We start from the raw sequence: 16,343 nt of genomic DNA on the forward strand, positions 1-16,343 counted from the left end.
CCGTCCGGCTAGCACTCCGGATCGCCCGTGGGGCCCAGGTCGTCCAGCAGCTCTTCCAGGTCGCGGGTCTCTTCACCGCTGTTCGCCAGCCGCCGCGCCTGCGCGTAGTCGGCGTCGAGGTCGGCCTTGAAGCGCTCGGCCGTCTGGCGCGCCTGGCTTCCAGAGGCCATCCGGCGCTGCCGCATGCGCCGCAGGAACGAGCGGTAGGGGTCTTCGCAGGTGTAGTCCTTGAGGGTGTAGCGCGCCACGAAGCGGCCGCAGGCGGCGCACTCCACGAAGACGTCCACGTCCTGCCCGGGGCGCATCAGCACCAGGTTGTGCATGGCGGTGCCGTCGCAGTGGGGGCAGTGCTCCCGCTTGGTCCTCACGTCCAGCTCCACGCTCCACCTCCGTCGGGACGGGGTCTAGGGTACCGCCGGGAAGAGCCCCGGCAACCAGCGAAAGACGGCGCTCTCGTAGAGCACCGTGAGCAGAATCCCCAGCACGGTGATCAGCGCGCCCACGCGGGCCATGTCGCGAACGCTGAGTCGCTCCGATCCATAGGCGATGGCGTTGGGAGGGGTGCTGATGGGCAGCGCCATGCCCAGGCTCGCGCAGAGCGCGGCCGCCACGCCCATGCGGGCCGGCCAGGCCGCGGCCACCGTGAGCGCCAGGGGCAGGATGACGTTCGCGCTCGCCGTGTGGCTGATCACCGTTGCCAGCAGCGCCATGGCCGCGCCCACGATGGCCAGGGCGGCCAGCGGCGGCAGGCCGTCGAGGGCGAGCACGCGCACGACGCTCTCGCCGAGCCCCGTGGCCTGAATCCCCACGCCCAGGGCGAGCCCGCCGCCGATGAGCAGCAGGATGTCCCAGGCCAGGTCGCGCAGGTGCTCCTTGTCGAAGAGCCCCGCCACGCTGAAGACGCAGACCGGCAGCAGCGCCACCAGGGCCGAGGGGATGTGGTGGACGGCGTCGCTCAGCCAGAGCAGCACGGTCACGGCGAAGGTGCCGTAGACCAGCCCGCGCCGCGACGCCGGCCCGCCCGCGGGCAGGTCCAGCGTGAAGGCGCTTCCACCCAGCGGGAAGAAGGCGAGCAGCAGCGCGTAGGCGATGGCGAGCATGAGCAGCATCAGCGGAAAGGCGCCGGCCATCCAGGCGAGGAAGGACAGGTGCACGCCGCGGTCGGCCAGCAGCCCGATGGCGATGGCGTTGGGCGGCGTGCCGATGGGCGTGCCCATCCCGCCGATGTTGGCCGCGAAGGGGATGCCGAGCAGGAAGGCGCGCGCCAGCGGGCTCTCCCGGGGCAGGCCCCGCACCAGGGGCAGCAGGCTCGCCACCATGATCGCCGTGGTGGCCGTGTTGGACATCCACATGGACATGCCTGCGGTGAGCAGCATGACGCCCAGCAGCACCCGGCGCGGGCGCAGCCCGAAGCGCGCGAGGCAGAAGCGCGAGAACTCGAGGTCGAGGTTCTGGCGGCTGAAGACGCGGGCCATCACGAAGCCGCCGAACATGAGGACGACCACGGGACTGGCGAAGGGGGTGAGGAAGAGGCGGTAGTCCAGCGCCGGCGCCCCGAAGCTGGGTCCCAGCGGCCCCAGGAGCAGGGCGCTGGCGAAGGCCGTGACCACGCCCGTCACGTAGAGGGGCACGGGCTCGGTGATCCACCAGTGCACCGCGAAGACGAAGACGCCGGCCATGATCCGCTGCGCGGACGGCAGTCCGCCGAGGAGGCTGGCCACGAACAGGCCGAGCAGAGGGCCGGCGGCCAGTGCGACCTGCCGGCGTCGCTGGGGAGACATGCTTCACCCCCGGGACCGAACCGCGGCCAATATAGACGCTCGCGCGCGGCGGGCAAGCCCGGCATGCACTTGAACATTTCCGTCATCCTGGGTAGTTTTGCGACGTGTTCGGCCGGCGCGCGGCGAGAGCGTCGAGGGCCGCCGGCCGAGACGGGACGACTCCCGAACGACAGTGACGAGGGGACGCATGAGCACGCCGCAGGACAGCTTCAACGCCCGCCAGACGCTTCGCACGGCCGCCGGCGAGGCCCTGATCTACCGTCTCGAGGCCCTGGCCGCGGCGGGCATCGCGGATCTGGACCGACTGCCCCGCACCATCAAGGTGCTGCTCGAGGCGGGGCTGCGGCTCTGCGACGGCTTCCGCGTCACCGAAGAGGATGTCCGACGGATCGGGAACTGGTCGCGTGACACTGTCGGAACAGTGGAGATTCCCTTCCGTCCGGCGCGCGTCATCCTGCAGGACTTCACCGGCGTCCCGAGCGTCGTGGATCTGGCCGCGCTGCGCAGCGCCATGCAGCGCCTGGGCGGCGATCCGGCGCGCGTCGAGCCGGGCGTGCCGGTGGATCTCGTCATCGATCACAGCGTGCAGGTGGACTACTTCGGCAGCAGCGACGCGCTGCGCAAGAACGCCGAGCTGGAGTTCGAGCGCAATCGCGAGCGCTACGAGCTGATCAAGTGGGCCACGGGCGCCTTCGACGGCTTCCGGGCCGTGCCGCCGGCGACCGGGATCGTCCACCAGGTGAACCTGGAGTACCTGGCCAGCGTGGTGGCCGCCGCGGCCGACGCCCAGGGCGGCAAGCTGCCGGTGCTCTTCCCCGACAGCCTGGTGGGCACGGACAGCCACACCACCATGATCAACGGGCTGGGCGTGCTGGGCTGGGGCGTGGGCGGCATCGAGGCCGAGGCGGTGATGCTCGGCGAGCCCATCAGCATGCTGCTGCCGCCGGTGGTGGGCGTGCGCCTCGACGGCGAACTGCGCGAGGGCTGCACGGCCACGGATCTCGTCCTCACCGTGACCGAGCGCCTGCGCGCGCACGGCGTGGTGGGCAAGCTCGTCGAGTTCCACGGGCCGGGCTACGCGTCGCTGGGTCTGGCCGACCGCGCGACGCTCGCCAACATGGCGCCCGAGTACGGCGCCACCGCCGGCTTCTTCCCGGTGGACGAGAAGACCCTCGTCTACCTGCGCCAGACCGGCCGCTCGCCCGAGCTGGTGGACCGCGTGGAGCGCTACTGCAAGGAGCAGTCGCTGTTCGTCACGGCCGACTCGCCGACGCCGGAGTTCAGCGAAACGCTCAGCATCGACATGAGCGCCGTCGAGCCCAGCCTCGCCGGTCCCACGCGCCCCCAGGACCGCGTGGCGCTGAGCGCGATGAAGCCAGAATTTCAGCGAGCTCTGGTTGAGCGTTTTGGCAAGCAGCCCTCCGCGGACAGCCCGAACGGCAAGCTGCGGCACGGGTCGGTGGTCATCGCCGCCATCACCAGCTGCACCAACACCAGCAACCCCGGCGTGATGCTCGCCGCCGGCCTGCTCGCCCGCCACGCGGTGGAGCGCGGCCTCGGCGTGAAGCCCACGGTGAAGACCAGCCTCGCGCCGGGCTCGAAGGTGGTCACGCGCTACCTGGACGACGCCGGCCTCACGCCCTTCCTCGACCGCCTTGGCTTCAACACCGTGGGCTACGGCTGCACCACCTGCATCGGCAACAGCGGTCCGCTGCCCGAAGTCGTCGCCAGCGACATCGAGAAGAACGATCTGGTGGCGGCGGCCGTGCTCAGTGGCAACCGCAACTTCGAGGGCCGCGTCAGCCCGCTCACGCGCGCGAACTACCTGGCCAGCCCGCCCCTCGTCGTTGCCTATGCCCTGGCGGGTAGGGTCGACATCGACTTCGCCACCGAGCCCGTCGGCAAGGGCAAGGACGGGCAGCCGGTCATGCTGGCCGACATCTGGCCCTCCAACGCGGAGATCAGCGCGGCCGTCGCGCAGTCCGTGAAGCCGGCGCTCTTCGAGGAGGAGTACGGCCGGGTCTTCGACGCCAACGAGGACTGGAACGCGATTCCCGTCCCCGAAGGGCTGCTCTTCGACTGGGATCCGGCGAGCACCTACGTGCGCGAGCCGAGCTTCTTCATGGCGCTCGCCCCCGAACCGCCGGCCCTCGCGCCGATCACGGGCGCGCGCGCGCTGCTCGTGCTGGGCGACAGCGTGACGACCGACCACATCTCGCCGGCGGGGTCCATCGCCAAGAGTTCGCCGGCGGCCCAGTACCTGACGTCGCACGGCGTCGCGCGCGACGACTTCAACAGCTACGGCTCGCGGCGCGGCAACCACGAGGTGATGGAGCGCGGGACCTTCGCGAACATCCGTCTGCGGAACCAGCTGCTCGACGGCGTGGAGGGGGGCTTCACGCGCTTCCTGCCCACGGGCGAGCAGATGACGGTCTTCGAGGCGGCCGCGCGCTACAAGGAGGCGGGGACGCCGCTCGTGGTGCTGGCGGGACAGCAGTACGGCACCGGCTCGAGCCGCGACTGGGCGGCCAAGGGCACGCGCCTGCTGGGCGTGAGCGCGGTGATCGCCGAGAGCTACGAGCGCATTCACCGCAGCAACCTGGTGGGCTTCGGCGTGCTGCCCCTGCAGTTCAAGCCGGGGGAGACCCGGAGCAGCCTGGGGCTGAGCGGCGAGGAGGTCTTCGACCTGCCCGGCCTGAGCGACGACGTCAAGCCCGGACAGGAACTGGAGGTCGTGGCGCGGAAGGAGGGCGGCGGCGAGATCCGCTTCCGTGCGATCCTCCGCCTCGACACGCCCGTGGAGGTGCACTACTACCGCAACGGGGGCATCCTCCACGCCGTGCTGCGCGGCATGCTGAAGTAGCGCCGCGTCCAGACGGATTTGGACTCCGCATATCCGAATTCCATCGCCCCGGCAGAAATCGACGCTGCCGGGGCGATTATCTAGGAATCGGACTGTTATCCTGGAACCAAAGCTGCTTTACTTGCATCGAAGGGCCGAGTGTCCCGAGGTGGACGCCGATTCCTTCACGACGCGAACCGTGGACCTTCAAGCCCTGGGAGAACCCATGCGCAAGAACCTTCTCCTGCCCAGCCTCGCCGCCATCGCACTGCTGACCCTTGGCTCGGGGCTCGCCCTGGCCTGCGGAGGCGCCAAGACCACCAGCACCGCCAGCGCGGCCGGTTCGGCCTGCGCGAGCAAGGCCGACGTGAGCACCGCGAGCTACCCCTCCGGCTGCTCGGCCGCCTGCGCCGAGGCCTGTGCCGGCGCCAAGACCGCGAGCGCCGCGGGCCACTGCGGCGGCGCGGCCATGTCGAGCGCCGGCGCCGATCACTGCAACGGTGCGGCCATGAAGACTGCCGGCGCCGCCTGCGCGGCCAAGGGCGACTTCTTCGTCAGCAACTACGTCGCCCTGACGGCGGCCATGAACAAGCACTGCAGCATGAGCACCAGCGCGGCGGCCCAGGCCTGGCACGCCGGTGTGGAGAAGCTGCTCGTCAACGCGGGCGACGCCACCAAGCGCGAGAACCTGAACACGCTGGCCGGCTACCTGGCCGACTGGCCGAGCGACGCCAGCGCGGCGGATGCCCGCTATCGCGCGATCTCCGAGTGGACCGCCGGTTACTGCCAGCTCAATCCCGAGCAGACCAGCGGCGCGAAGGTCGTGACCTGTCCCGTGTCCGGCCGCCGCTGGGTGGAGATGGAGACCGCCGCGACCGGCGACAGCCAGTCCTAGCGACAACGACTCAACGGAGCGCCCCCTCATCGCATCCGTTCCGGCGCCCCCCTGCACGCGAGGGGGGCGCCGTCTTGTTGCGCCCATCCGCTCGGACCGCTACGCTGCTCCCATGTCCGCACCTCGATCGCAGTCCTCGCCCTGGAAGCCGCGCGAAGGCAAGGCCCGACGCGCCGCGCGCGCCGCGCGCGTCTTCGGCGCGCTGGATGCCCTCTACCCCGACGCCCACTGCAGCCTGGACTTCCGCAGCCCCTATCAGCTCTGGGTGGCCACGGTGCTCAGCGCGCAGTGCACCGACGAGCGCGTCAACCGGGTGACGCCGGCGCTCTTCGCCGCCGCGCCGGACGTGGACGCCCTCGACGCCCTGCCCGCCGGGCGCGTGGAGGACCTCATCCGCAGCACGGGCTTCTTCCGCAACAAGGCGCGCAACCTCAAGGCCGCGGCGGCGCGGATCCGCGCGGAGCACGGCGGCCGTCTGCCCGACACCCTCGACGAACTCACGGCGCTGCCCGGCGTGGGGCGCAAGACGGCGAACGTCATCCTGGGCAACGCCTGGGGGGTGCCGGGCTTTCCCGTGGACACGCACGTGGGACGCCTCGCCCGGCGGCTCGGCCTGACGCCCCACGAGGATCCCGTGAAGGTGGAGATGGATCTCTGCGCGCTGGCGCCGCCGGAGCGCTGGACGCGGCTCAGCCACCAGCTGATCCAGCACGGGCGGCTCGTCTGCCAGGCGCGCAAGGCGCGCTGCGAGGACTGCGCGCTGGCGCCCGACTGTCCGTCGGCGGCGCCGGCCTAGTCGCCGGCGAGGAAGACGAGCTTGCGCGTCTCGCTGTAGTCGCCCAGCCGCACCCTGAGGAAGTAGACGCCGCCCGCCTGGAGGGCGCCGTCGTCGTCGCGCCCGCGCCAGTCGACGTTCAGGGCGCCGGCCTCGTGATGGCCGTCGAAGAGGCTCTCGACGCGGCGGCCGAGCACGTCCACGACCTCCACCGTCAACGGTCCGCTTCGCCGCAGCGCGAGGCTGATGCTCGTGCCGAAGCTGCCGCTGAAGGGATTGGGATAGGGGTCGAGGAGGGCGAGCGGGGCGTCGAGCGCGGGGCCGGGGATCGCGTTGTGCAGCAGGCGGTGGTCGGGGTCGAGCGTGAGGTCCGTCGGTTCGGTCGCGAAGGTCCACGTGTAGCGATTGATCGCCTCGCTCGGCGCCACGCGCTGCATGATGGGATCGCCGCTCGCGAACCCCACCTGCAGATCCAGGGAGTCGGAGAAGAGCTCGCCACCCTGGACCTGCTGCAGCTCCACGCTGAGCTCCCACTCGCCGCCGACGTTCGCGGCGTCCCAGGCCCAGGCGTAGACGGGGCGGCCCGTCCCGTAGAGCCAGCGCTGGAAGAACTGGTCGAGCGCGGAGCCCTCGGCGGGCGCGCTGTGGGCCTTCGCCGCGTCGATGAAGTCCTGCGTGCCCGCGATGCCGCCGGGAGGATCGGACGCGGCCCAGTCCTGGAGCAGGGTGAAGAAGGCCGCGTCGCCCATCCGCTGGCGAAGCATGTGCAGCACCCAGGCGCCCTTCCAGTAGACGGTGGTGTTGAACGTGTACTCGGGGTCCACGATCGTCCCCGAGAAGAGGATGTCGCTGGGCAGACGGCGGTAGCGGAACAGGTACTCACCCGCCGCGTAGCGCCCGAGGTGCTCGTAGTAGAGCGCCTCGGCGTAGGTGGCGAAGCCCTCGTTGAGCCAGATGTCCTCCCAGGTGGCGGGGCTGATCCGGTCGCCGAACCACTGGTGCGCCAGCTCGTGGGGCTGGACGTAGTTCGCGCTGTCGCCGGAGGCGATGCTCGCGCTGCCGATACTGCTGATCGTCTGGTGCTCCATGCCGCCGCCGAAGCTGAACTCCGCCACGCCGTACTTCTCGTCCTCGAAGGGGTACTCGCCGAAGTGGCCGCGGAAGGCGTCGAGCATGTCGCTGATGAGCGGCAGGTTGCGCTGCGCCTCGTCCTCGTGGTGCGGCCGGATGAACCACTGCAGCGGCATCGTCGCGCCGCCGCCGAGGTCGTAGCTCTCGGTCCAGGGCGTGCCGTCGCCCGCCGCGACGAAGGGCGCGATGGTGATCGAGACGAGGTAGGTGGCGATGGGGTGCCGCTCGCGCCAGCGGTAGGTGCGCATGCCCGCGCTCGCGTCGATCCCCTCCAGCACGCCGTTGGAGGCGACGACCATCGAATCCGGCACCGTGATCGCCAGCGCCAGCGAGTCGGGCTTGTGCGTCAGGCGGTCGATGCAGGGCCACCAGGCGCCGGCGTTCTGCGTTTCGGTCATGGTCTGGCAGCTGCGGAAGCGGTTGCCGTCGTCGTCCTGGTACTCGGGGAACCAGAAGGCGCCGAAGTCGGTCTGGTTGGGCAGGGCGACGTAGTCCACTTCCACCACGGACTCCACGCCCACCGTGGCGCCCGGCGTCGCGATGGAGAGCGTGGCGTCGTCGAGGCGGCGCCAGAGCGCCGGGCTGCCGTCCACGCGCACCGCGCTGGGGGTGAGCGTGTCCAGGGCGTCGAGGACCAGGCTGTCCACCGCAGCGACGGGGGTCACGTAGGCGGTGACGGTGCCGTCGAGCTGGAGCGCGGCGAAGTCCACGGTCGCGTCGATGGTGTAGTAGCGGACGTCCCACTCGGTCTGCCCGGCCTGCCCCTCCCCGCTGCGCTCGCCCAGCTGGGCGCGGAAACCGCAGCGCGGGACGGCGTTCGGCCCGCCCAGCAGGACCTTGTCGGTGCTCGGCGCTTCCTGGGCCAGCGCCGCGCCGGCGAGGACGGCGAGCAGCACGATGGCGACGCGGACGCGGGTCATGGCGGGGCCTCCTTCGCGGCGATGTCGGTGGGGCAGGTCAAGCCTAGCACGGCCCCGTGGCCCGCGCCAACGGCCAAGCGCGATGGATCAGAGCGTCACGAGCAGGCCGACGGAGAGGCGCACACCCACGAGGTCCAGCGGATAGGAGCCGCCGAGGATGTCGTTGGTGCCCCAGTCCTCGATGGCCGCCGGGTCGATGACCCCTTCCCGCGCGAGGTACTGGAGCGAGCCCTCGTAGTCGAAGGTCTGACGGATGTCGCCCATGATGCCCTGGATCTCGGCGTTGATGGACATGCGCGAGGCGAAGCGGTAGATCAGGCCGGCCAGCCCCATGTAGGCGAGCGTGGTGTCGGTGGCCTTCACCTCGAAGTGCCGATCGGGCAGGGGGACGTCCTCCGCGTCGGTCACGCCGCCGACGTTCAGCAGGTCGATGCCGAGACGGCTGTCGGCGGCCATGATGCCGACGCCGAAGCCCACGTAGGGCTGCAGCAGCTCGCTGCGCACGAACTCCAGTCCGTAGTGCAGCGTCAGGTCCAGCTCGTGGAGGCGGGTCTTGAGTTCGCGCGGCGAGGACCAGCCGCGCGGATCGAAGGTCGCCGCGCTCGAGTAGCTCGAGGTGCTGTAGGTGGCCGCGAAGCTGATGGCGCGCCGGTAGCGCCAGAACGCGCGCAGGCCCACCGGGAGTCCGGAGTCGAAGTCGCCGATGCGCGTGCCCGGGTCGCTGCCCATCACGGCCATGATGTCGTTGGTCCTGAACAGCAGGTTCGAGTGGCTGGGTCCGGCGTAGGTGGCCACCATCGCGCCGACGCTCCAGCGTGGACCGGTGGGCATCAGGGACTCGCTGCCGGCCCCGGGCGGCGAAGTCGCGGAGGCCGAGCTGGCCGAGACGACGAGGGCACAGAGAGCGAGCAGGCGAAGCAAGGGCAGCCGTCGGCGCATCGTTCCTCCTTGGGGACCCCGGAAAGGTAATGGCCGCAGGACCTTGGAATCAAGCGGGTTCCGGCGGCAGGGCGCCCCGCGCCGCGTCGAGGAAGTCCATGCTGCGCTCGACCGCACCGGCGCCCGCCCGCACGAAGTCCAGGGCGGCGCGACCGGCCGCGCCGCGCGCCTGCGGATCCAGCAGCGCCCGCCAGCGGGCGAGCAGCGACGGGCCGTCCTCCACCACGTAGCCGCCGCCTGCCTCCACGAGCCGCCGCGCCTCGTCGGCCCGGCCGATCCTCGGCCCCAGCAGCACGGGCAGGCCGCGCGCCGCGGGCTCGAGCACGCTGTGCACGCCGCGGCCGAAGCCGCCGCCCACCAGTGCGATCTCGCCCGCCGCGTAGAGCTCGGGCAGGATCCCCACGCGATCGGCGACGCAGACGCCGCCGTCGGCCAGGGCCGGCCGCTCGCTCAGCGTCCAGAGCGGAAGCTGGCGCGCGGCGGCGCTCCGCCGCAGGCGCGCGACGGCCTCCGCCGCGGGCTCGTGCGGCACGAGCAGCAGCCGCAGGTCGGAGCGCTCGTCGAGAAGCGCGCGGAAGGCGTCCAGCAGCATGTCCTCCTCGGGCGGCCAGGAGCTGCCGGCGACGAGACAGGCGCCGCCCGCCGCGCCACCAGTGCCACCCAGGGGCGAGGGCCTGCCCTCGGCCACGCGCGCCAGCACGCGGTCGAAGCGGGTGTCGCCGGTGACGGCGACGCGCCCCGCCGGCACGCCGAGCGCGGCGAAGGCGAGCGCGTCGCGTTCGCTGGCGGCGCCGACGCCGGCGAGGCGAGCGTGCAGCGGCACGGCGAGCAGACGTCCCGGCCAGCGCGCGCGCCCCGAGTCCGGGCTCAGCACGCCGCCCAGGAGCAGGGCCGGGCAGCCCTCGCGCTCGGCCTCGAGCACGAGGTTGGGCCAGAGGTCCCACTTCACGGCGGCGACGGCGTCGGGCCGCAGCGCGTCCAGCAGGCGGCGCATGGCCCGCGGCGTGTCGGCGGGCAGGGGGCCGACGACGTCCGCCGCGGCCACGCTCTCCACGGCCCGGCGCGCGGACGGCGACGCCACCGTGAGCATCAGTGCGGCGTCGGGGTAGCGCGCGCGCAGGCCGTCCAGGATGGGCCGCGCCTGCTCCAGCTCGCCCGCGCTGGCCGCGTGCAGCCAGAGGCGGGGCGAACGGGCGCGCAGCGCGGCGAGCGCCTGCCGGTCGAGGGGCGCCTCGCGGCGCCAGGCCAGCTGCGCGCGCAGCTTGGGCGCGAAGGGCGCCGCCAGGGGCAGCAGCGCGGCGGCCACTGGCGAGAGCGCGCGATAGAGCCCGAGCACGCTCACGACAGCACTCCCATGCGCTCGAGTTCGGCGAGCACCCTGGGGGCGTCGATGGCGCGGAGGCAGTCGGCGTGACCGTAGCGGCAGGGCTTCTCGCCGTGCAGCGCGCAGGGCCGGCAGGCCAGCGGCCGTTCGAGCACCCGGCTGTCCGCGAGTCGCGGGCCAAAGCCGAAGGCGGGCACGGTGGGACCGAAGAGCGTCAGCACGGGCACGCCCACGGCTTCGGCGAGGTGGGCGAGGCCGCTGTCGCCGCCGACCAGCACGCGGCCGCGGGACAACGCCGCAGCGACGCGCGGCAGCGGCCGGTCGCCGGTGTAGTCCACGACGCCCTCGCCGGCGAGACTGGCGGCGAGACGCCGGTCGTCGGGCCCGCCCACCAGCAGCACGGGCAGCCAGCCGCGCAGTCCGTTCACGAGCGCGTCGACGTGGGGCCAGGTCTTGGCGGGCCAGGCCGCGCCGGGCGCGACGAGCACGGGGTCGTCCGCCGTGGCGAGTCCCAGGCTGGCCAGCTCGGCGTCCACGCTTCGGCGCAGCTCCGCGTCCAGCGGATAGACGGGACCCGCACAGCCCGCCGATTGCCGGTAGGCCGTGCCGAAGGCGCGGCGGACCGTCTCGCGATGCCGCTGCCACACGGGCGTGAGCGGCGCGCGCGGTCGCCAGGCCGACGGCCAGCCGGGGCGCGAGAGCATCGCGCGCCGGCGGAGATCGTGGCGCGGCGTGCTCCACCAGCCCGCCGGCGGCGTGGCCAGGCGGCGGCGGAGCAGCCGGCTGCGCAGGTTCACGTGGAAGTCCAGCACGCGGTCGAAGCCCTCGTCGTCCAGCGCGCGCGCGAGCCCCGTCAGCGCGCGGCGGTCGCCGCCACGGGGAAAGCTCCACACGCGTCGCAGGGTGTCGATGGGGGCGAGCAGCGAACTCCACGGCTCGAGCGTGAGGAAGTGCCGCTCGTGCTCGGGTCCCGGCTCGCTGGCCTCCAGATCGCGCAGCGCCGGGAGCGTGAGCACGAGGTCGCCCAGGGAGCCGAAGCGGATGAGGAGTGTCTTCATGGCGGGGCGTCCCGGCTGCGGCGCCCGCCCTGCGCGGGACCGTCGCCATGGTGGACTGCGCGGCGCGCAGCGTCAAGCCGCCCGCTTCTCTGTTGACACTCGGCGCGTCGCGCGGGAAGCTGCGAACGAAGACCATGGAGCAACCCCCCGACGCCACGGGCCTGCACGCCCACGACCTCCGCCACTACCTCAGCCTGCTGGCCTGCGATCTCCGCCTCACCCGCGAGCGACTGGCCGAGACGGCCGAGGACGCCCCCGCGCGCGCCACGGCGCTGGCCGGGCTCCTGGCCCGACTCGACGCGGGCCTCGCCGAACTCGACGCGTCCCTGCGCGGGCATCGCGGCCCGGCGCCGGTCACCGCCCCGGACGGCGACCTCGCGCCGCTGGTCGAACGCCTCTGGCGTTCCTTCCTGCGCGCCGGCCGCCTGCGCCCCGGGAAGGCCGCGCTCCACCTGGCGCGTCCCCTGCTCTGGCCCGGCGATCCGAAGCAGTGGCAGAGCCTGGTGATGAACCTCCTCGAAAACGCCTGCAAGGCCGCTCCGGACGGCCCGGTGCGTCTGGAGGCCGACGGCGAGCGGCTCAGCGTGAGCAACGGCGGCGCGCCGCCCGCGGAGGCGCTGCTGCGGGCGCTCGCCGACGGCGTGGCGCCGCCCGCACGGGCCGACGGGCACGGCCAGGGCCTCGGCCTCATCCTCGCCGCGGCCAGCGCTCTGCATCTGCGCGTGGAGCCGGCGCTGGAGCCCGGCCGCTTCACGCTGAACCTGTTCCGCGCGGTCGCCGGCGCGCCGTCCCTGCTCCTCGTCGAGGACGACGAGGACCTGCGCGCCATGCTCGCGGAGTACCTCCGCGCCGAGGGCTTTCGGGTCGAGGCGAGCGCGGACGCCGCCGAGCTCGCGCCCGCGGCGGGCCGCTACCGGGCCGTGGTCGCCGACCTCAACCTGCCCGGCACGGGGGGCGGCGCGCTGCTCGCCGCCTGGCGAGCGGCCGATCCGGGGCTCGTCACGGTCCTGCTCACGGGCGACAGCGAGGCGCAGGAGCGGGACTGGCCAGGTGTGGACGCGGTGCTCATCAAGCCGGGACTCGGCCGGCTGCTGGAGTTGCTGGCGCCGCTGAAGGGGGACGGACGGTGACCGTCAACCTGGTGCTCGCCGGAATCTGCATCGCGCTGCTGGGCGCCTCGGCCTTCTTCTCCGGATCGGAGACCGCGCTCTTCGCGCTCGATCCCCGGCAGCGCCACGAGCTCGCGCGGAGCACCGATCCCGCGGCGCGCCGCGTGACGACGCTGCTGCGCGAGCTGGGCACCGTGCTCGTCACGCTGCTGGTGGGCAACACGATGGTGAACATCTTCCTGGCGGTGCTGTCGACGCGGCTCATCCTGCGCACGCTGGGACCCGAGCACGGCCCGCTGGTGAGCCTGGTGGGCGTGACCGGCGTGCTCGTCATCTTCGGAGAGATCCTGCCCAAGAGCGTGGCCGTGAACTCGCCGCGGCGCTACGCGATGCGGGTGAGCGGGCCGCTGGCCCGCACGCGCCGCCTGCTGAGCGGTCCCACGCGGCTCTTCCGTCGCATCAGCCGTCTCGTGCTCGACGTGCTCGACCGCGTCGTGCCCGGCGACCGCCTCGAGATGCAGGGCGACGAGATGCTCGGCCTGCTGAGCCTCGGCGAGGAGAGCGGCAGCTTCGGGGCGCGGGAGCGCCAGCTGGCGGAGGGGGTCTTCCAGCTCGGCGACCTGTCCGTGGAGGACGTGATGACGCCGCGCGTGGACCTCTTCCTGCTCGACGCCGCCACGCCCGCCGGGGAGGCGGCGGCGGCGATGCGCCGCACCGGGCACAGCCTCGCGCCCGTGACGGGCGAGACCAGCGATCACGTCCTCGGCCTGGTGCAGGCCCTGGCGCTGCTCGCCGAAGACGACCCCGCGCGCCCCGTGGGCGAGCTGGTGACACCGGCGGAGTACTGTCCCGAGACGCAGAAGGCGGGCTCCCTGCTCATGGAGCTGCTGGAGAAGGGCGCGCCGCTGGCCGTCGTGCTCGACGAGTACGGCGCCCTCGCGGGGCTGGCCACGCTCGAGGACCTCTTCGAGGTCGTGGTGGGAGACATCCGCGACAGCCACGACAGCGAAAGCCTCCGCTACCACATGCCCACGCCGAACACGCTGATCGCCTCGAGCCGCCTGCCCGCCGAGCGCGTGAAGGAACTGCTGGGTGTCGCGCTCAGCCCGGGCAGCGCCGAGACCCTGGGTGGGCGCCTCATGGAGGCCCTGGGCGAGGTGCCGGAGATCGGCAGGCCCTACGCGCTCGACGGCCTCGTGTGGACGGTCCTGTCGGCCCGCGGGCCGGCCCTCGGCACGCTGCGCCTGGAGCGTCGTCCATGAGCATGTCGCTCTGGCTGCTCCTGCTGCTGCTCGCCCTGACGGGCACGGCCTACTTCTCCGGCAGCGAGACCGCCGTGGTCACGGCCGGCCGGCTGCGCCACCGCGCCGAGCGCGACCGCGGCCGGCGCATGGCGGCGCTGGCGGAGCGCCTCTACCGTCGCCCCGAGCACACGCTGTCGGTGCTGCTGCTGGGCACGAACCTCGTGAACGTGCTCGCCTCGATCGCGGCGCTGATTCTCACCGAGGCCGCGCTCGAGCGCTGGGGTCTGCACGTCTCCGCCTTCTGGAGCGATCTGCTCTCCGCGCTCTGGGTCTCGCCGCTGGTCCTGCTGCTCGGCGAGATCCTGCCCAAGAGCGTCGGCCACCACTACGCCTTCCGCCTGTCGCGGCTGAGCGCGCCGCTGCTGCTCGCGTTCTACACCGTGCTCCTGCCCCTGGTCTGGCTGATCGACGGCATCCTCTGGGTCCTCCATCGCCTGCCCGGGCTGCGGGGCGGCGACTCCATGGACCAGGTGTCCTGGGACACGGTGCGCCTCCACCTGGAGGCCGCGCGCGCGGCCGGGGTGGTGGCCGTCGAGCAGGAGCGGGCGATCCAGCGGATCGGGCTGCTGGGCGGTCTCGACGCCGAGCGGCTCATGCGCCCGCTCGACTCGCTCTGCCTCTTCCCGGCCAGCGGCAGCGTCGACGATCTGCGCCGGCTGCTGGTGGAGACCGGCAGCCGCGAGGCCTTCCTCTACGAGGGGCGGCGGACGCGCATCGCCGGCGTGCTCCCCGCCCGGCGCCTGCTGGGGCGTGGGGGCGAGCCGGACCTGCGCGCGCTGCAGAGCCCGCTGGTCTCCCTCCACCGCCAGATCCCCGCGCTGGAGATCCTGGACACCCTGCAGCCCACGGGCCGCAAGCTCGCCGTCGTCGCCGACACGGCGGGCGAGGCGCGCGGCGTGGTCTTCCTGGAGGACCTCCTGCGGGAGCTGCTCCTGAAGGCGCCCCGCGAGTGGGACAGCGAGGTCCTCAACTCCGCTGGGTGAGTCCCGTTTACCGGACAGACCGCTCGCCGCATGAGGAATAGCGAAGGATTGTTGACCGCAGGGCCACCTTTTCTTATTTTTTCCTCACCTCACTGCACCGTCGCTTTGGAAGGAGTGTAGCCATGCAAGCCCTGGGCAAGGCCGAGATCGGCGAGCGCCTGAAGCGCTACCGTCTCGAGAAGAAGCTCACGCTCAAGGAGATCGAAGCGCTGAGCGGCGTGTCCGCGACGCACATCTCGGAGATCGAACGCGGAAAGTCCAGTCCGACGGTCGGCGCCCTCACCCGGATCGCCAAGGCCATGGGGACCGAGGCCGCCTACTTCGTCGAGGCGGAGGAACTGCCGCAGGTGAACCTGCTGGGCGCCGGCAGCCGCAGACGCTACCGCTTCATGGAGCCGCCGGTCTCCATCGAGTCCCTCTCGGGCAGCGTTCCGCACTCGCGCATGTCCGTGATGCTCATGACCTGGGACAAGGGAGCGGTGTCCACGGGCGAGGTGAATCGCCACGAGGGCGAGGAGTTCATCCTCGTGCGCAAGGGCATCCTCGAAGTGTACGTGGAGGAGGAGCGCTACATCCTCAAGGAGGGTGACAGCCTGCACTACCACGCGTCGAGTCCGCACCGCATCGAGAACATCGGCGACGCAGCCTGCGAGGCACTGGTGGTCACCGTGCCCAGCTTCAAGATCTAGGAGGGCGCAATGGAGATCCAGGAACTGGGCGCGCGCATCAAGCGCATCCGCAAGGGCAAGAGCATGACGCTCAAGGACATCGAGGCGCGCAGCCACGTGTCGGCCACGCACATCTCGGAGATCGAGCGCGGCAAGACCAGCCCGACGATCGGCGCCCTCTCGCGCATCGCGGCGGCGCTCGGCAAGGACACGGCCTTCTTCCTCGAGACGCAGAACCTCGACGACGTGAGCCACATCAAGTACGAGGAGCGCGCGAAGGAGGGCTTCAAGTCGGCCAAGGGCTTCTTCCAGCGCTTGACCCGCGGCATTCCCGGCGGCAGGTTGCAGGTCTACCGCCTGCATCTCGACCCCGGGGCGGAACTCAAGTACAGCCACCCGTCCCAGGAGGGGGAGGCCACCATGGTGCTCGAGCAGGGACGGCTCGAGTTCACCGTCGAGGACGAGAGCTTCACCATGGGGCCCGGCGACAGCATGCACTTCACGGAGATCTTCGCGCCCGCGGTGCGCAACCTCTCGACGACGGACCCGGCGGATCTGGTCCTGATCAGCATCCGCCGTCACAGCATCGACACGCTGTAGACGACGACCAGGAG

Annotated in this window: 14 protein-coding genes; 8 read left to right on the forward strand and 6 right to left on the reverse strand. The window is 72.2% G+C overall.

Annotated elements, in window-relative coordinates; genetic code table 11:
* Positions 1-8 precede the first annotated feature (8 nt).
* Both H6693_11795 and H6693_11800 read right to left on the reverse strand, forming a co-directional pair.
* Complete coding sequence (locus H6693_11795) at positions 9-368, reverse strand: hypothetical protein (protein MCB9516867.1); 360 nt, start codon at positions 366-368, stop codon at positions 9-11.
* Between the two features lie 36 nt (positions 369-404).
* Positions 405-1,781, reverse strand: coding sequence for a DASS family sodium-coupled anion symporter (locus H6693_11800; GenBank protein MCB9516868.1), 1,377 nt, complete (start codon positions 1,779-1,781; stop codon positions 405-407).
* A 187-nt stretch (positions 1,782-1,968) separates the two neighbouring features.
* Between H6693_11800 and acnA the strand changes: the two genes are divergently transcribed.
* The 3 genes from acnA to nth all read left to right on the forward strand — a co-directional run bounded on the left by acnA (position 1,969) and on the right by nth (position 6,314).
* A complete protein-coding gene (acnA, locus tag H6693_11805) occupies positions 1,969-4,644 on the forward strand; it encodes an aconitate hydratase AcnA (GenBank protein ID MCB9516869.1) in 2,676 nt (891 codons plus the stop codon).
* Between the two features lie 205 nt (positions 4,645-4,849).
* Positions 4,850-5,518, forward strand: a complete 669-nt coding sequence (locus tag H6693_11810) for a hypothetical protein (GenBank protein MCB9516870.1) — start codon at positions 4,850-4,852, stop codon at positions 5,516-5,518.
* Positions 5,519-5,630: 112 nt separating this feature from the next.
* Positions 5,631-6,314, forward strand: a complete 684-nt coding sequence (gene nth / locus H6693_11815) for an endonuclease III (GenBank protein MCB9516871.1) — start codon at positions 5,631-5,633, stop codon at positions 6,312-6,314.
* On the opposite strand, the gene H6693_11820 is transcribed toward nth, so the two are convergent.
* The 4 genes from H6693_11820 to H6693_11835 all read right to left on the reverse strand — a co-directional run bounded on the left by H6693_11820 (position 6,311) and on the right by H6693_11835 (position 11,665).
* Positions 6,311-8,344, reverse strand: a complete 2,034-nt coding sequence (locus H6693_11820) for a T9SS type A sorting domain-containing protein (protein ID MCB9516872.1) — start codon at positions 8,342-8,344, stop codon at positions 6,311-6,313. The genes nth and H6693_11820 overlap by 4 nt on opposite strands.
* An 87-nt stretch (positions 8,345-8,431) precedes the next feature.
* Positions 8,432-9,283 carry an outer membrane beta-barrel protein gene (locus H6693_11825; GenBank protein MCB9516873.1) on the reverse strand — a complete coding sequence of 284 codons (852 nt, stop codon included), beginning with the start codon at positions 9,281-9,283 and terminating at the stop codon, positions 8,432-8,434.
* A gap of 49 nt (positions 9,284-9,332) precedes the next feature.
* Positions 9,333-10,625, reverse strand: a complete 1,293-nt coding sequence (locus tag H6693_11830; GenBank protein MCB9516874.1) for a hypothetical protein — start codon at positions 10,623-10,625, stop codon at positions 9,333-9,335.
* Complete coding sequence (locus tag H6693_11835) at positions 10,622-11,665, reverse strand: glycosyltransferase family 9 protein (protein ID MCB9516875.1); 1,044 nt, start codon at positions 11,663-11,665, stop codon at positions 10,622-10,624. Before H6693_11835 ends, H6693_11830 begins: the two co-directional genes overlap by 4 nt.
* Positions 11,666-11,799: 134 nt before the next feature.
* Between H6693_11835 and H6693_11840 the strand changes: the two genes are divergently transcribed.
* The 5 genes from H6693_11840 (at position 11,800) to H6693_11860 (ending at position 16,329) form a co-directional block, all read left to right on the forward strand.
* Entirely contained in the window at positions 11,800-12,795 is a 996-nt protein-coding gene (locus tag H6693_11840) for a hybrid sensor histidine kinase/response regulator (protein MCB9516876.1), read from the forward strand.
* The gene (locus tag H6693_11845; protein ID MCB9516877.1) at positions 12,792-14,036 is read left to right on the forward strand and encodes an HlyC/CorC family transporter; all 1,245 of its coding nucleotides are present in this window, start codon (positions 12,792-12,794) and stop codon (positions 14,034-14,036) included. The genes H6693_11840 and H6693_11845 overlap by 4 nt, the downstream gene beginning before the upstream one ends.
* Positions 14,033-15,061: a DUF21 domain-containing protein gene (locus tag H6693_11850; GenBank protein MCB9516878.1), complete on the forward strand. Its 1,029-nt coding sequence runs from the start codon at positions 14,033-14,035 to the stop codon at positions 15,059-15,061. The genes H6693_11845 and H6693_11850 overlap by 4 nt, the downstream gene beginning before the upstream one ends.
* Before the next feature lie 122 nt (positions 15,062-15,183).
* Positions 15,184-15,750 carry a cupin domain-containing protein gene (locus tag H6693_11855; protein MCB9516879.1) on the forward strand — a complete coding sequence of 189 codons (567 nt, stop codon included), beginning with the start codon at positions 15,184-15,186 and terminating at the stop codon, positions 15,748-15,750.
* Positions 15,751-15,759: 9 nt separating this feature from the next.
* Positions 15,760-16,329 (forward strand): helix-turn-helix transcriptional regulator, encoded by a 570-nt coding sequence (locus H6693_11860; GenBank protein MCB9516880.1) that lies wholly within the window; start codon positions 15,760-15,762, stop codon positions 16,327-16,329.
* Positions 16,330-16,343 lie beyond the last annotated feature (14 nt).

The organism is Candidatus Latescibacterota bacterium (assembly GCA_020633725.1).
Lineage (GTDB): Bacteria > Krumholzibacteriota > Krumholzibacteriia > JACNKJ01 > JACNKJ01 > VGXI01.

What these genes read in the sequence shown, in the direction of transcription:
- H6693_11860 (MCB9516880.1), top strand. Translation starts at nt 15,760, where the DNA reads ATGGAGATCCAGGAACTGGGCGCGCGCATCAAGCGCATCCGCAAGGGC.
- H6693_11825 (MCB9516873.1), bottom strand. Translation starts at nt 9,283, where the DNA reads ATGCGCCGACGGCTGCCCTTGCTTCGCCTGCTCGCTCTCTGTGCCCTC.
- H6693_11850 (MCB9516878.1), top strand. Translation starts at nt 14,033, where the DNA reads ATGAGCATGTCGCTCTGGCTGCTCCTGCTGCTGCTCGCCCTGACGGGC.
- H6693_11820 (MCB9516872.1), bottom strand. Translation starts at nt 8,344, where the DNA reads ATGACCCGCGTCCGCGTCGCCATCGTGCTGCTCGCCGTCCTCGCCGGC.
- H6693_11835 (MCB9516875.1), bottom strand. Translation starts at nt 11,665, where the DNA reads ATGAAGACACTCCTCATCCGCTTCGGCTCCCTGGGCGACCTCGTGCTC.
- H6693_11855 (MCB9516879.1), top strand. Translation starts at nt 15,184, where the DNA reads ATGCAAGCCCTGGGCAAGGCCGAGATCGGCGAGCGCCTGAAGCGCTAC.
- acnA (MCB9516869.1), top strand. Translation starts at nt 1,969, where the DNA reads ATGAGCACGCCGCAGGACAGCTTCAACGCCCGCCAGACGCTTCGCACG.
- H6693_11810 (MCB9516870.1), top strand. Translation starts at nt 4,850, where the DNA reads ATGCGCAAGAACCTTCTCCTGCCCAGCCTCGCCGCCATCGCACTGCTG.
- nth (MCB9516871.1), top strand. Translation starts at nt 5,631, where the DNA reads ATGTCCGCACCTCGATCGCAGTCCTCGCCCTGGAAGCCGCGCGAAGGC.
- H6693_11840 (MCB9516876.1), top strand. Translation starts at nt 11,800, where the DNA reads ATGGAGCAACCCCCCGACGCCACGGGCCTGCACGCCCACGACCTCCGC.
- H6693_11800 (MCB9516868.1), bottom strand. Translation starts at nt 1,781, where the DNA reads ATGTCTCCCCAGCGACGCCGGCAGGTCGCACTGGCCGCCGGCCCTCTG.